The sequence below is a fragment of the Sphingomonas sp. Leaf242 genome, assembly GCF_001422045.1.
GTDB lineage: Bacteria > Pseudomonadota > Alphaproteobacteria > Sphingomonadales > Sphingomonadaceae > Sphingomonas.
In genome coordinates, this window is the sequence record NZ_LMLW01000002.1 from 23,992 (window position 1) to 36,467 (window position 12,476).

The following is a 12,476-nucleotide window of genomic DNA, read 5'->3' on the forward strand; positions in this document are numbered from 1 at the left end:
CGGCCGCTACTCCGACAAGCGTTTCGATGGTACGGGCCGCGACGCCGCGGCCGCGATCCGGTCGGAATTGCGAAGGACGCGATCGTCTGGATAGACTGCCAAAAAATTGTCGGCGAGGATGCGCTCAGCGCGGCTCCATCTTCGATCTTGTAGGCGTTCAGCCATTCGCTGCGAGATGTACAGTGCGTTCACCTGCGCGGAACTGGATATCATGCCGACCGTGCGCCATGCCGATTACATCGGCGCATGGCTCGACGTGTTGCGCGAGGATTCTCGCGCGATCTTCCGTGCTGCCAGTCGGGCAAGGCGGCCGACTATCTGCTCGGGTTCCGTACCGGCGTGGTGGACGACGCAGCGCAGGAGGTGGCGGCATGATCGAAAGCTTGAGCGTAAAAAGCCACCTAGGCAACGCACCTTCTTCAGGCCCGCTATGTGGGGTTTAGCGGGAGGGCGGCGCAACTCTGAATTCCCGCCGCCGCGGTGAGCTGACGTCATTTTAGCGATCGCCAGTGTCTACGGTTCCAGCATCTCAAGATGGCTATTAGTGTGATGCTAACATCTTATGCCTCGCTCCGTGCTTGGGTCGGGCACACGCTGTAAGTGGGCCCGCGAATAACCCCGCCGTTCCGCACATTGCTGAGGAACGGCAGTAAAGTCCCACTTCTTCTCATTCTGCGGCCGCTTGTTCAGGCATCGAGCAAACATGAACCGATGTCCGAAGTTGGGTAGCGTGCAACCACCGCTGAATGTCGTCTTGTGGGTCTTACCTGCCCCGCGATTTTGGCAGTTCCGCCCATAATCGGTCATTCCGACGATGCGGCGGCTTTCCCGCAATCTGCCTATCGTTCAGCTTTTAGTGCGCTAAGAAACGGAGAGCGTGCGGATCTCACCGCTGCGCTGCCATCCCTTTGAGGTGCGAATATAGCGAACCTCTAATTCCGCGCCGCAAAGGCCTGTGCACGAAAATCCGAAATGGACGACGGCGCTTTTAGAGTCGCTACTGATTTTTGGAACACCCACAGAATAGATGAAGGCTTCTCGAACGTGTTGGCCGGGAGCAGGCGCATGCACTGCGGCTCGCGATCGGGCATCATCATCTGCAATCGGATAGCTTTTGGGAAGTTCGCTCTTGAGCTTAGGGCACACCGTCAGCAGATCAGGGCGATTTGCATCAGCACCGGCATAGTAAGTATCAATTTCTTCGTTGCTGTTGACCTTTAATAGATCGTGAATGGCGATGCTTCCAATTTTGCAGACGACCGTCGAATTTGCCAAGCTTGGAGAGGCGGCTGTCAGCATGAGGCCGATCAAAAAAGCAGTCATCTGCTATCTCCCGCTACGTCGTTGAGGCAAATGCGCGGTGGAAATGGAAGCCGGTTATCATCTGCTTTCATCGAACCTCGCCTAAAAGTAGCCGGGCCGCAATCCTCTCCAAAGCGGTCGTCATGTAACGATAACGATGGCCACGCCTGCGATCGACAGTATGACGCTCAGCGTTGTAAGCCATCGAACTTTTCGCTTGTCCACGGCGGTGCTGGCGAAGTGCACCGCGCCGAGCAGCAGGGCCGTGCTGAGAAGCACGATAACGCTGCCTAGGAGCCAGTTGTAGACGTTACGCATCCGAGTATCGTGCCCCTACGGAGGCGAGTCACATGGGACGTTTGTTATCGATGGCGGTGGGAACGGCGCTGATAGCACTGCCGCCGTCGCCGCTCAGTGCTCAAAACAATCCTAGCTTTTTTGCTGTCTTCAGTATTCGAGCGACCACAGGAGGTTATTACCTCAGTACGGTTTCTCCCAAAGGAGATCGGATCAACGCGACGTGTCAGTTAATTCGCAAAGGTGCATGGGACTTTGCCGTAGAGGTCTATCCCGCCGGTCATACGACTGTGAAATCCGGGACATCACCGGCCCTTAGGCTATCCGAAACGTGGTCATACCCACTCCGGGCTCAGGGCGGCAGTTATTTCGTTTGGACTGCCCCCAACCCCGCGGCGTTTGCGTTATTCCTACGACGGGTGAGCGGTATGGGATGGGGCCAGAACTTCGTGTCCCGTGAGCTCAACATCGACTTTCAGAGTCACGGATCAGACGACGCCGGGACAATCGCCGCTTTTGCGCACCTTTGCCGCCTGCCGGGCGTCTTACCCAACGCCTACTGACCCCGCACACCCAAACGTCCGCTTTCCTGCCCATCTCGGTGATTCCGCGTTCGTAGCATCTTGTCGAGGAACCAGCCGTGTGAGACGCTGCTAACCCTGCAATCCAGGAGCTAGACATGAAGAACGCCAGAACCCGCTACCTGCCGCTCGTCATCGTCCCCGCGATCATGCCGGCGGTGCTTATGCCGGTATTGGTGAGCCAGCATGTGCCGGACAATCTGATCGGCGGGGCAATGGGGGTTTCAATCGGTTTGGCGATTGTAGGCCTCGTTCGGATGAAAAGAGGCGGTGGTCGCTGCGCTACGACTAACTGACACTACCGCGGGGTTCGGCACACCCGGTAGCAATTCCCATTTCTCGATGCTTTTCGAGAAAGACCGCAGCGTCTGGCAGCGCCCGCTAACGCCATTTGCCCTTCATAGCGGACTGGCCGCTTTCCTTTCCCATATCGGCCATTCTGCTAACGCCCAACAAAAGACGCCCCGATTGCCGCTCCGCAACACCGAAAGCGGACATTCGTTAATTTCGATCTTTCCCATTTTTCGATCTCCGGTTGGCAAATTCGAGAATGATCGAACGGGAACAGATTGGCGAAAGGGGATGACGGGACGGCTGCTTGCACGCTGCCAAATCGACGGTCTCAGGTTGGGGTTGCAAACGGAGAAAGGCTAGATCGATGAGTGGCGCGCGACTTGGGTCAACCGGTGATTTGACTTCAGAGCGGCAAGCAGCCGCCCTACCTCTGCAGGGCGCATCGCAATATATCAGCGCGACAGGAACGCACCGACCGCTTTCTGGAACAGTGCCGGTTGGTCGAGCATGACGAAATGCCGGGCATCACCAATATCGACGAAGGTGACATGCGGCGCATCCTTGTACGCTGCATGATACATCGCATCCGCCTGCGGCTTGGTCGGCCCGCCGACCGACCAAGGATAGACCAGCGTAATCGGCGTCACGATCGTCTTCATCACGGGGCGCAGGTCGCTGGTCATGTCCTCGTACATCGCGGCGCCGGACACTCTCGGATCGGCCGTCTTCACCCAGCCCGACACAAGTGCACGCGATACCGGCTTCAATGCCAGCCGATCTGCAATCGCCTGCGCGGCCGCGTCGCTGACGGGTTTGCCATAGCTGGCCACCTGCGCGTCGCGCATCGCCTTGGCCTGCGGCTCGACCATGGGGACGGTCGCGGCGGGTGAAAATAGCGTGCCGATGAAAGGTAGTGCGTCGACGATCATGATCCGACCGGGATCGGCGTGATGCTTCTCGGCCAGCTTCAGCGCAACGAGCCCTCCCATCGAGTGACCAACGATCGCGGCACCTGCGATCTTCTCGCGTTCGATCAACGCATGGAGGTCCTCGACTATGCCTTCGAGTATGCCAGGCGACAGGTTCGCACCTGGGGCGTCGCCGGCAAAACCGTTGACCTGTACCACATAGACGCGGTGGTCCTTGGCAAGACCAGCTACCACGCCGTCCCACACGGTTCGAGGGCTCGACAGGCCGGGGATCAGGACGACCGGCGTGCCTTCGCCTATGGAAATCGCTGAAATGTGCGGCATCTGCATGATCCGATTGGATGCTGCGGCATGGGTTGCGACAGGATGGAAAGCGGTGCCGATAGTCATGGCTGATACCGCGATGCTCAAACCGAGGTCACGGATCATGTTATTGCTCCTTTGAAGGGCTGACGAAGACGTCTTCGATGGCGAGGTCGAACAGTTCGGCGAGCTTGAAGGCTAGTGGAAGCGATGGATCGTAGCGTCCGGTCTCGATCGCGTTGACACTCTGCCGGCTCACTTCCAAAAGGTCGGCGAGATGTTGTTGCGACCATCCGCGAGCAGCGCGTAACGCACGCAGATGATTGATCACGACCTCTGACGCTCGATCAGCATGTTGGCGCACTGGCCGACTCCCAGTGATCCGAACCACAGTACAGGTACGTAGAAGAGCGGCAGATGCGGCGCGCCGCCCAGCATCTCGAGGAAACCCAGGATGGATACCAGCGTCATGGTCACGCCGGTCGCGATCATCGCCTTGCGCACTTCCAGAAGCCGTAGATATTCGTCGTGCATGTCCAGGATCATGTCGCCGATCAGCCAGAAAACGGCCGCGATCGGCAGTCCTGGCAGTGCCGCCAGCACCCAGCGAGCAGGGCCGTGCATAGCGTCGAGGTCGAAGGCACGTTGCACGCCGAACAGCAACACGATGTAACTAAGCATCGCGCCGATCATCCGGCGATTATATCGCTTGGTTGCGGGGTCCCGGTAGCGGGTGTTGGCGACGTGGACGGTCATTTGGAAGCCCCTTCGATTCGTTGTGAAGGACGCTTGTCATGGAAAGCACACTTTACGTCAAGCAGGCTTTCCAGCGGAAGTGAGTTTTATATCCCCAACGTCACCATTTTTGCGAAAGGCGGCAGCCCATCAGCAACGTCCGCTAATTGCCACCCCATTCTCAAAGCGGACCGTCCGCTTTCCTTCCCATTCCCGCCATTCCGCCTACGCCCACTCCAAGACGTTCAGGCGTTCGAACGAGTTGCCCTAAAGCCGCCATTGATCCAGCATGGCCGTGTCGAGGGCCAGGAAGTGAGAACAATGAACATCGTCGAACTCGATGCCCAGCACTGGAAGACGCCAAGTGATTTTTACAGCGCTCTTCTAAGAAAGCTGGGCGCTCCAGAGTGGCATGGAGAGAGCATACCCGCCCTGATCGACTCCATGATCGTCGGCGACATCAATGAGGTCGCAACGCCATTGCGCGTCGTTGTTACGGGGTTGGATACGGCAAGCAAAGTGGCCTTCGATGAACTAACGAAAGCGTTTTCCGCACTCACGAAATATGGCGCGGTAGCAAACATCAATTCCGACCGGGCTTCGTTAGACATTGCCGATAACGTGTCCGCTTTCCTTGATGGCCGCGCCTAAGCGGACGGTCCGCTGTCCTCCCCATTCCCGCCATTCCGCCTACGCCCCTTTACTGCCGTTCACAGGAGTTCCAGCAAAGGCCATAAGCGGTCATTGGTTCATGTAAGGATGCTGCGTTGATGTCGTTCGTTGATCGCTTCGATCTTACACTGCCGTTGATCCAAGCGCCTATGGCAGGCGTTTCCACGCCTCTACTGGCGGCGTCCGTTTCAGAAGCCGGTGCGCTCGGCTCGATAGGAGTAGGCGCAACCGATGCAGTCGGCGCGCGTGCAATGATCGAGGAAGTGCGGGGCCGCACGGACCGGCCTTTCAATGTAAATCTCTTTGTTCATGCTCGTCCGAAGGTAGATTCCGTCCGTGAGACTGCGTGGCTTCAATTGCTCGCGCCATTTTTTATCGAGTTCGAAGCGACTCCCCCGCCAACGCTCCGGACCATATACAAGAGCTTCGCCGACGATCCCGAAATGGTGGCCACGCTGATTGACTTGGCGCCACCGGTCGTCAGTTTTCACTTCGGCTTACCATCCCCCGAGGTTCTCTCGGTGCTACGCTCATGTGGCATTTACATGCTGGCAAGCGCTACGAACCTTGAAGAAGGTCGCTCGATCAAAGCGGCCGGCGTCGATGCGATCGTTGCTCAGGGTATAGAGGCGGGCGGGCACCGCGGCATCTTCGATCCGAACGCGCCCGATGACGAGTTGAGCATGGCAGTGCTCACCCGGTTGCTGGTTAGAGACGTAGGCATTCCGATCGTTGCAGCCGGCGGGATCATGGATGGTGCCGGCATTGCGGCAGCGCTCGATCTCGGCGCGGTCGCGGCACAGCTTGGCACTGCGTTTGTGGCTTGCCCTGAGTCCGCTGCCGACGCTGCATATCGCGCAGCCTTAACGGGGCCGGGCGCGTATCACACGACGCTGACTCCGCTTATTTCCGGCCGGCCTGCGCGCGCGCTAGCCAACCGATTTACAGCGCTCGCTGGGCTACTCGTTGGCCAGGCCCCGCCAGACTATCCTATCGCTTACGATGCTGGAAAAGCTCTGCATGCGGCAGCAAAAACGAAGGGCGAGCATGGTTTCGGCGCGCAGTGGGCTGGACAAGGCGCGCCTCTGAGCCGAGCCATGCCGGCGGCTCAACTCATTCAGGCCCTTCGAGACGAACTGGACGGCTGCAAAGCGTAAACGTTTCCGCCTTAGAAGGTTCTCAGCCGCAACGATCCATTCCGCTTTCCTTCCCATTCCGGACATTGGCGGACGGCGGATATCCTATCCGCCGCCACCACGCCTTTCAACGGGTTTGGGCGCAGGCCGTACCCGATTTCGGGTCATCGATACCCCGGCCGCTTTCGCCTAATAGCGGACGCGGCGATCTGTCTATATGTAGGGGCAATGGTAGGAGAGCGAGCTTGAGCGCGTTGGCAGCATTAACAATCGGCATTGCTATCATCGCTGTGCTTATAGCGCTCGATTTCTGGAAGGATCGTCTGGTGACGCGGGCCGTGTTTAGCCTCGTGGATCGCCTGACGCCATATAGAGCGAACGGTCGCTATCGTTCGCCATCGCCGCAGAAGTATACTTCGCTACGCAAGCCACGGAACGGCAGCTAACCTTCCCATTCCGGCGGTTCCGCTTATCCCCAATTGCAGATATCCTCTGGCCGTGAGACAAGGCTAAATGGTTTCTGATCGGTTCCTCGCTGCCCGACGTCGGGGCGTTAACCGCGTCTTCCTGATGTTCGTCGGCCTCGCCCTGCTCATGTGGATTGCAACCCTTTGCGATCAGGCATTAAATCTTGAATGGGGTTGGGACAAGGAAGGCCTTTGGGACTTGCCGCTCATGGTGCTGTTTGCTGCATTCGTGCGCTTCTGCTCGCTCGCGATCATCAAGCTTACCGGTAGCCTTTTCAACGGCAGCTAACCTTCCCATCCCGGCCATTCCGCTATCGCCCACACCCGGACGTTCAGGCTGGCGATCCGCGTTTCTGATAACGGCCATTCGTTAAGCGGGACCTTTCCCGTTTCTCGGTCTCTGACCGGCCAACTTGGGAAAGAGCAATCGGGCTACGCTAAAACCGCAAGCCCGGTCGAGCGCGTCGTATCCAAGAGCGGCTGGCGGGACGTCGCCATGGGTGCCCCGCCACGGCGGTGGAACGACCGTCTTGGCTCCATCTGGTTGGTTCGCGCTTCTGCGTCGATGGACGTGATCGATTGCCGAGAACAACCAATTATCGCTTCAATGTGCTATAATTGGATAGCTAATACCAAAGGCGTCTGCCTTTCAAACGCGTGACGGATCCGGAAAATTGCGGGCTCGGATGTTAATTGTGTTGTTAACACCTGCTTCGCACGACTAAAGACGCGCGGAACAAAAATTAGGAAAGATTCGATGTTTGTCTCGGATCAGCAAGCCCACGTTCAAGAGGCTGTTCAGCTTTTGCGGCAAGCCCTTGCTATTGTCGACCAAATTGAAAATCATGCAGCATCGGCTCAGCTGGATCATGTGATTCACATGCTTCAATCGATGTCTGGTAACAGCGTTGGAGCTTGAAACACAGATGCAAGCATACCCTCCATTCTAGTGATGCCGGACTGAGTGAATTGCACATCAGCTACGACATTGCTGTCATCCCAAATAATACCTTCCTGCTGTAATGCCGTAATCCAGCGCCTCGTCGTGCTCGGTGCCATGCGGGTTTCGGAGGCCAGTCTTTCAACGCCGACCACCCGTCCTTCAGCCTCGGCGAGATAGATGGCCACCAGCAGTGTGCCAACCGGGTCCGTGATCAAACGATCGCCAAATGCTTCTCGGCGAATGTTAGCTATATGTTGAATTCGCAATGCGGCTTCCCACAGCCTTTCTGGGCGAAACTCGTTACCAGAATCATGCCAGAATAGCGTACCAACCAGCCGCCCAGGGTTATTAAAGTACGTTACAAATAAAGACGCTGCAACAGCGCTCCCATCGGGGCGAATGTATCTCTTTTGCAGGCGGAAAGGGGGAGCCCGATCCACGAGCATTGATAGCATAATAGCACTTTTTTCAAGGTCGTTTGGATGGGTTAAATCCCGATAAGATGCTCCGATAACTTGATCTTCGGTACGTTGGACGAGATCGAGGAAGCCGCGATCCACCGCTAAAATAACACCATTCGTGGTTGAGACGCAGTGCGCGGTTGGCATCGCCTATTTCTTGCCCAAAATTTGGAGGCTATCAATAGGGATCAACCAACGCCCGTAGCCTTTCTGCAGCTGCCCGTATTCAAAATGTAAAAGAATCGCGGATCTGTCCTTAATGGATGTAATGGCCTAACTATGAGCTTGTAAGCTCAGGTATCATGCGAATCTCATTTTTCGCTATAAGTCCAAACGGATGGCCGGCCCGTTAAGTCTTCTCTGCCTTTTCCGTCGTCCTTCATGCAGGGCTTTAAAAGGGCTGGCCGCCTAAGATCCGGCTTACGTGAGCAAATAGCACCTGCATTCGAGATCGACGGAACGGTTTCCGCGGCATTGGTCAGTTGGATGTTGCCAGCCTTGTACAGTTCCTGCCCCCCACTTTGGCAGCGTATAGCATTTGATCAGCCCCTTCGATCCATGACGTCACAGAACTAATCGACGGCAACAGGGGCATGATTCCGAAACTCGCGCTGACGCGCAGCGCCGTGCCATTGGACAAGCGTATAGGCTCATCAGCAATCGCCGTTCGTAGGCGCTCCGCCACGACAAGAGCTTGTTCAGCATCTGTCTCGCTTAAAATAACCGCGAACTCCTCACCACCCAGACGCCCGAAGACGTCCGTCGGCCTTATCGCGACCCCTGCGAGCTCCGCGATCCTTTTCAGGACCTGATCGCCCGCACCGTGACCGTAGGTATCATTGACGATCTTAAAGTGATCAACATCGAGCATAACCATAGAGCTCGGCCGACCATAACGCTTCACGCGCGATAGTTCCCGCTCTGCCTGTTCCAGGAACCCTCGCCTAGTAAGTGCCCCCGTGAGGTGATCCACCTGCGCAATCATTCGCAGTTCGAGTTCGTCGCACACAATGTTCGCAAAGTTGCTGAGGATCGCAACGTCAGCCGGGCTGAACCTCCGAGGCCGCGTGTCCATCGCACAGAGTGCGCCGACGTTATAACCCTCCGGTGTGCGCAGCGGAACGCCGGCATAACTTCGGATGTGCGGAGCTCCGGTGACTAGGGGACTGGAGGCAAAACGTTCGTCGCTCTGCGCGTCCTCGACGACGAACGGTTCTCTTTGTTGAATCGTGTGGGTACAGAACGAAACAGATCGCGGCGTTTCGGAAACGGCTACGCCCCGGCGCGCTTTGAACCATTGACGATCGCGATCGACTAGTGTCACCGTCGAGATTGGTACAGCTAAGACCGTACGAACGAGCGTTACAATCTTCTCGAAGGGCTCCTCTATCGAGGTGTCGAGCACATTAAGGCGGCCCAAGGCGAACACCCTGGCTGCGTCGTCTTGCAACAGTGGGTCAACCATTTTGGGCATCCTTAGCCATGCCGCGGATTGCTGCGGTCAGCTCGTCGGCGTAGCTGTCGACTAACACGCGCACACTGCTCTCGATCATGTCGTCCTGCAGTCCCGCGGCCTGTAAGCTCTTGATTAGCTGTGCCAGATGGGCTTGGTGTCGCGTGACACTACTCAGCAACTCCGCCGGGATCTCCAGCGGTTCGGCGGCGGAAGGTCTCGGTTGCAGTTGATCAATACGCACGATTAGCTCCTCCGCGACGCTGTGACCGGATCGTAGTAATCAATGATTAACACGAGCCTCACTGATGAGGTAAGCGACCTCGCGCCCGGGAATAGAAGCGAAAGGACGGCTGAACGCCATGTTCCCTGGCTGGAATCGCCCATACCCAGACGTTCAGGTTGGCATTCCGGGCTCTCGATAGCGGCCGTTCGTTGAGTGCAATCTTTCGTGATTGTCCGACCAATGCGAACGGCTCTAATATCGTAGCTCAGTTTGTCCGGCGAGTATGATAGCTGGCCATGAGCGTCCTCGTTGGTATGAATGTACCCAAATCGGTTTCATGAGAGACGAGCTTTGGATAAGAAATCCTTCCCCATTCCCGTGAATGAGGCCGAGCGCCTCGAAGAACTGATATCGTACAAGGTTCTCGATACTGGATCGGAACGCGTATTTGACGATGTAGTTATGCTTGCACAAAGCCTCTTCGGCGTGGCCACCAGCACGGTCTCGCTGATCGATGACGACCGCCAATGGTTCAAAGCCCGAGCTGGGCTGGAAGTTGAGGAAACTGAGAGGAGTGCCGCATTCTGTGGGCACGCGATCCTTCAAGAAGCGGTCATGGTGGTTCCAGACGCGCGTGCCGACGGTCGGTTTGCAGAGAACCCCCTAGTTACAGGTGTCCCACATATCCGTTTCTACGCCGGCGCTCCGCTAACGACGCCGGGCGGATTCAACATCGGCACATTATGTATTTTCGACCCGAGCCCGCGACCCGACGGGCTCAGCCGGCAAGAAGTATCTCACCTTTCCATGCTCGCCGGCATGGTGATGGAGCGGCTGATCGCACGCCGGTTGCGATTGGAGCGGCAACAGGAATCTCAGCAAGTGAGGTCGGTGGCGGGCCGGTTGAGCACCGCAGCCTATCAGCTGGAAGTGCAGGCCAAGGATCTCTCGGCACTTGCAACAGACGGAGCTCTAAGATCCGATGCGGCGGGTCAGGGTGTTCGTCAGCTCGTCTCGATGGCTGCCGAGGTCGAGACGATCCTGACGGGCGTCACCGGGAACATCGATCACGTAGCTGACGATGCCGAAAGCATGCGGAGGATCGTCGCCGGTCTCGGCGGGCACTTGGAGGGAATCGGTGCGGTCGCCAGCGAGATTTCCAGCATCGCGTCCCAGACCAGGCTGCTTTCTCTCAATGCATCAATCGAAGCGGCACGGGCTGGCGACACCGGGCGAGGGTTTGCTGTGGTGGCCAACGAGGTACGTCAGTTGGCAGGCCTTACTGCCGATGCCACCGATCACATCAAGAGCGAATTGAGGGCGATTGAGGATACCGTCGCGCGGGTTGTTGAGCGATGTGATATTCTCGCTGGGCGCGTCGTCGCCATGCAGACGGGCTCTGCCCGGATCAAGGCAACGGCAGAATTGCAGGCGACCACCCGCATTCATGTCGGGGAGGAGGTCGATGATGCAGTGTCGGCCGTCCGGCAGATCGGCGTCAGTGCCAAGCTGGTCGACGGGCATAGCGAGGCAGTGCTGAGCGAGGTCGTCGTTCTTCGCGATCATGCCGACAGTTTGATGCAGCGCTATGTCGAGGTATCATCTGGTTAGCCAGAGCAATGGTTGGTGCTGAAGCGTGCCGCCGTTTATGCTACCAAATCGAACATACGGCTCGTCTCGCAGCTTTTCCCAAGACTACTCTTTTTCGAGATCTGCCGCAGCACCGCAAGGTCCGCTATTGCTATCCGCTCCTCCCCATACCGGTCATTCGTTTCGCCACAACGCTAGACCTCTGCAGTGCGATTGCTCCCAATGCTGCAATTTCCTGACGTTTACGAGGGGAAGGTGCAGCAATGTCGCACTGCTTTCGCCATGATCTAGCGATTTGCGATACCAGCGCGATACCAAGATTGTATCGCGAACTCGATACCTCCACGCGCTCTCCTCACTTCGCTGCCTCGATAAGTAGCACGATAGCGGCCCCCGTCTGGTGGAGCTGGAACCCGGCGATATGCGCGGGAATGTTGCGCGGATTTACGCCAGCGCCGTGACCGCCGTCTTTGTTGCGTACCGTTGGAACGCCGCTTTCTAGGATGGTCCGCAAGCCGCTAAACTCGTTTTGCATGTAATCAGGAATGAGTTTGTTATCAAATACTGCCTTAAGCAGCTTTGAAGCCGGGTCGGTCGCCAAGTGGAGCTAGTTCTTTTTGGCTAGAATGATTTTAAGAACGCTTTCGAATGAGTTGCAGCAGTCATGGATGCAGTCATCATAATTTCCGTCCACATACTCTTTATGAGCTTGCCTAAAATCTTCGTTGGCTACTGCATACTCCTGACCGCTTAAAAACTGCAAAGCTAGAACGATCACCTCCGAATGCAGGAACTGAGAGTCTATCCGCATGATGCAATAGTCTCGGCTAAGCACATCGCCGCCCAACGGAGCGGTCAAATGCAGACATTCATTCAAAAGATATTCGGCATCGGAGGATGTTTTGGCTTCGCAATTTTGCTCCTCGGGGCGGGTTGGCAAACTTACGTCCTAGGGCTCAGACTCATTCAAATCCAAAAGGCGACCGCTGTTGCGAGCGCGACAGCTGACAGGAAGTTAGCCGCAAGCTTGTCGTAACGGGTAGCGATGCGGCGGAAGTCCTTCAGGCGGCAGAAGGCATTCTCGACG

At 57.0% G+C, this 12,476-nt stretch carries 16 protein-coding genes and 2 pseudogenes; 7 read left to right on the forward strand and 11 right to left on the reverse strand.

What is annotated here, in order from left to right:
* Nucleotides 1–172: 172 nt before the first annotated feature.
* Both ASF09_RS21180 and ASF09_RS21060 read left to right on the forward strand, forming a co-directional pair.
* Nucleotides 173–310: pseudogene (locus ASF09_RS21180) on the forward strand (zincin-like metallopeptidase domain-containing protein); the annotation flags it as partial.
* On the forward strand, nt 247–375 hold the full coding sequence (locus ASF09_RS21060; RefSeq protein ID WP_268795604.1) for a hypothetical protein: 129 nt from the start codon (nt 247–249) through the stop codon (nt 373–375). The pseudogene ASF09_RS21180 and the gene ASF09_RS21060, both read left to right, overlap by 64 nt.
* Before the next feature lie 486 nt (nt 376–861).
* Here the strand turns inward: ASF09_RS21060 and ASF09_RS20100 are convergent, their stop codons facing one another.
* On the reverse strand, nt 862–1,323 hold the full coding sequence (locus ASF09_RS20100) for a hypothetical protein (protein ID WP_156359200.1): 462 nt from the start codon (nt 1,321–1,323) through the stop codon (nt 862–864).
* 120 nt (nt 1,324–1,443) lie between these two features.
* Nucleotides 1,444–1,620: a hypothetical protein gene (locus tag ASF09_RS20105; protein WP_156359201.1), complete on the reverse strand. Its 177-nt coding sequence runs from the start codon at nt 1,618–1,620 to the stop codon at nt 1,444–1,446.
* Nucleotides 1,621–2,278: 658 nt separating this feature from the next.
* On the opposite strand from ASF09_RS20105, the gene ASF09_RS04220 reads away from it, so the two are divergent.
* Nucleotides 2,279–2,476, forward strand: a complete 198-nt coding sequence (locus tag ASF09_RS04220) for a hypothetical protein (RefSeq protein ID WP_060525036.1) — start codon at nt 2,279–2,281, stop codon at nt 2,474–2,476.
* Nucleotides 2,477–2,926: 450 nt separating this feature from the next.
* Here the strand turns inward: ASF09_RS04220 and ASF09_RS04225 are convergent, their stop codons facing one another.
* From ASF09_RS04225 to ASF09_RS04235, 3 genes are read right to left on the reverse strand one after another with little or no spacing between them, the layout of a single operon-like run.
* The gene (locus ASF09_RS04225) at nt 2,927–3,832 is read right to left on the reverse strand and encodes an alpha/beta fold hydrolase (protein ID WP_055875055.1); all 906 of its coding nucleotides are present in this window, start codon (nt 3,830–3,832) and stop codon (nt 2,927–2,929) included.
* A 1-nt stretch (nt 3,833) separates the two neighbouring features.
* Complete coding sequence (locus ASF09_RS04230) at nt 3,834–4,037, reverse strand: helix-turn-helix transcriptional regulator (RefSeq protein ID WP_055875053.1); 204 nt, start codon at nt 4,035–4,037, stop codon at nt 3,834–3,836.
* On the reverse strand, nt 4,034–4,462 hold the full coding sequence (locus ASF09_RS04235) for a hypothetical protein (protein ID WP_056477245.1): 429 nt from the start codon (nt 4,460–4,462) through the stop codon (nt 4,034–4,036). The genes ASF09_RS04230 and ASF09_RS04235 overlap by 4 nt, the downstream gene beginning before the upstream one ends.
* Nucleotides 4,463–4,762: 300 nt before the next feature.
* Between ASF09_RS04235 and ASF09_RS04240 the strand changes: the two genes are divergently transcribed.
* The 3 genes from ASF09_RS04240 to ASF09_RS04250 all read left to right on the forward strand — a co-directional run bounded on the left by ASF09_RS04240 (nt 4,763) and on the right by ASF09_RS04250 (nt 7,005).
* Complete coding sequence (locus tag ASF09_RS04240) at nt 4,763–5,092, forward strand: barstar family protein (protein ID WP_156359202.1); 330 nt, start codon at nt 4,763–4,765, stop codon at nt 5,090–5,092.
* A gap of 119 nt (nt 5,093–5,211) precedes the next feature.
* Entirely contained in the window at nt 5,212–6,270 is a 1,059-nt protein-coding gene (locus tag ASF09_RS04245; RefSeq protein ID WP_060525040.1) for an NAD(P)H-dependent flavin oxidoreductase, read from the forward strand.
* A gap of 549 nt (nt 6,271–6,819) precedes the next feature.
* Nucleotides 6,820–7,005, forward strand: a complete 186-nt coding sequence (locus ASF09_RS04250) for a hypothetical protein (RefSeq protein WP_156359203.1) — start codon at nt 6,820–6,822, stop codon at nt 7,003–7,005.
* Between the two features lie 596 nt (nt 7,006–7,601).
* On the opposite strand, the gene ASF09_RS04255 is transcribed toward ASF09_RS04250, so the two are convergent.
* The 3 genes from ASF09_RS04255 to ASF09_RS04265 form a co-directional block, all read right to left on the reverse strand.
* Nucleotides 7,602–8,267 (reverse strand): PAS domain-containing protein, encoded by a 666-nt coding sequence (locus ASF09_RS04255; protein WP_060525044.1) that lies wholly within the window; start codon nt 8,265–8,267, stop codon nt 7,602–7,604.
* A gap of 331 nt (nt 8,268–8,598) precedes the next feature.
* Nucleotides 8,599–9,585: a sensor domain-containing diguanylate cyclase gene (locus tag ASF09_RS04260; protein WP_060525046.1), complete on the reverse strand. Its 987-nt coding sequence runs from the start codon at nt 9,583–9,585 to the stop codon at nt 8,599–8,601.
* Nucleotides 9,578–9,817 (reverse strand): hypothetical protein, encoded by a 240-nt coding sequence (locus ASF09_RS04265; protein ID WP_060525048.1) that lies wholly within the window; start codon nt 9,815–9,817, stop codon nt 9,578–9,580. The genes ASF09_RS04260 and ASF09_RS04265 overlap by 8 nt, the downstream gene beginning before the upstream one ends.
* A gap of 333 nt (nt 9,818–10,150) precedes the next feature.
* On the opposite strand from ASF09_RS04265, the gene ASF09_RS19580 reads away from it, so the two are divergent.
* Nucleotides 10,151–11,410, forward strand: a complete 1,260-nt coding sequence (locus tag ASF09_RS19580) for a methyl-accepting chemotaxis protein (RefSeq protein ID WP_162237221.1) — start codon at nt 10,151–10,153, stop codon at nt 11,408–11,410.
* 334 nt (nt 11,411–11,744) lie between these two features.
* Here ASF09_RS19580 and ASF09_RS04275 read toward each other — a convergent pair whose 3' ends face one another.
* From ASF09_RS04275 to ASF09_RS19585, 3 genes and pseudogenes are all read right to left on the reverse strand, one after another.
* Entirely contained in the window at nt 11,745–11,990 is a 246-nt protein-coding gene (locus ASF09_RS04275) for a DUF7014 domain-containing protein (protein ID WP_060525050.1), read from the reverse strand.
* Nucleotides 11,991–11,996: 6 nt separating this feature from the next.
* Nucleotides 11,997–12,329 (reverse strand): hypothetical protein, encoded by a 333-nt coding sequence (locus ASF09_RS20110; RefSeq protein WP_156359204.1) that lies wholly within the window; start codon nt 12,327–12,329, stop codon nt 11,997–11,999.
* A gap of 26 nt (nt 12,330–12,355) precedes the next feature.
* Nucleotides 12,356–12,476 (reverse strand): annotated as a pseudogene (locus ASF09_RS19585) (IS5/IS1182 family transposase); the annotation flags it as partial.

What these genes read in the sequence shown, in the direction of transcription:
- ASF09_RS04245 (WP_060525040.1), top strand. Translation starts at nt 5,212, where the DNA reads ATGTCGTTCGTTGATCGCTTCGATCTTACACTGCCGTTGATCCAAGCG.
- ASF09_RS04260 (WP_060525046.1), bottom strand. Translation starts at nt 9,585, where the DNA reads ATGGTTGACCCACTGTTGCAAGACGACGCAGCCAGGGTGTTCGCCTTG.
- ASF09_RS04220 (WP_060525036.1), top strand. Translation starts at nt 2,279, where the DNA reads ATGAAGAACGCCAGAACCCGCTACCTGCCGCTCGTCATCGTCCCCGCG.
- ASF09_RS04235 (WP_056477245.1), bottom strand. Translation starts at nt 4,462, where the DNA reads ATGACCGTCCACGTCGCCAACACCCGCTACCGGGACCCCGCAACCAAG.
- ASF09_RS04225 (WP_055875055.1), bottom strand. Translation starts at nt 3,832, where the DNA reads ATGATCCGTGACCTCGGTTTGAGCATCGCGGTATCAGCCATGACTATC.
- ASF09_RS04250 (WP_156359203.1), top strand. Translation starts at nt 6,820, where the DNA reads ATGTTCGTCGGCCTCGCCCTGCTCATGTGGATTGCAACCCTTTGCGAT.
- ASF09_RS21060 (WP_268795604.1), top strand. Translation starts at nt 247, where the DNA reads ATGGCTCGACGTGTTGCGCGAGGATTCTCGCGCGATCTTCCGTGCTGC.
- ASF09_RS04255 (WP_060525044.1), bottom strand. Translation starts at nt 8,267, where the DNA reads ATGCCAACCGCGCACTGCGTCTCAACCACGAATGGTGTTATTTTAGCG.
- ASF09_RS20100 (WP_156359200.1), bottom strand. Translation starts at nt 1,323, where the DNA reads ATGACTGCTTTTTTGATCGGCCTCATGCTGACAGCCGCCTCTCCAAGC.
- ASF09_RS20105 (WP_156359201.1), bottom strand. Translation starts at nt 1,620, where the DNA reads ATGCGTAACGTCTACAACTGGCTCCTAGGCAGCGTTATCGTGCTTCTC.
- ASF09_RS04240 (WP_156359202.1), top strand. Translation starts at nt 4,763, where the DNA reads ATGAACATCGTCGAACTCGATGCCCAGCACTGGAAGACGCCAAGTGAT.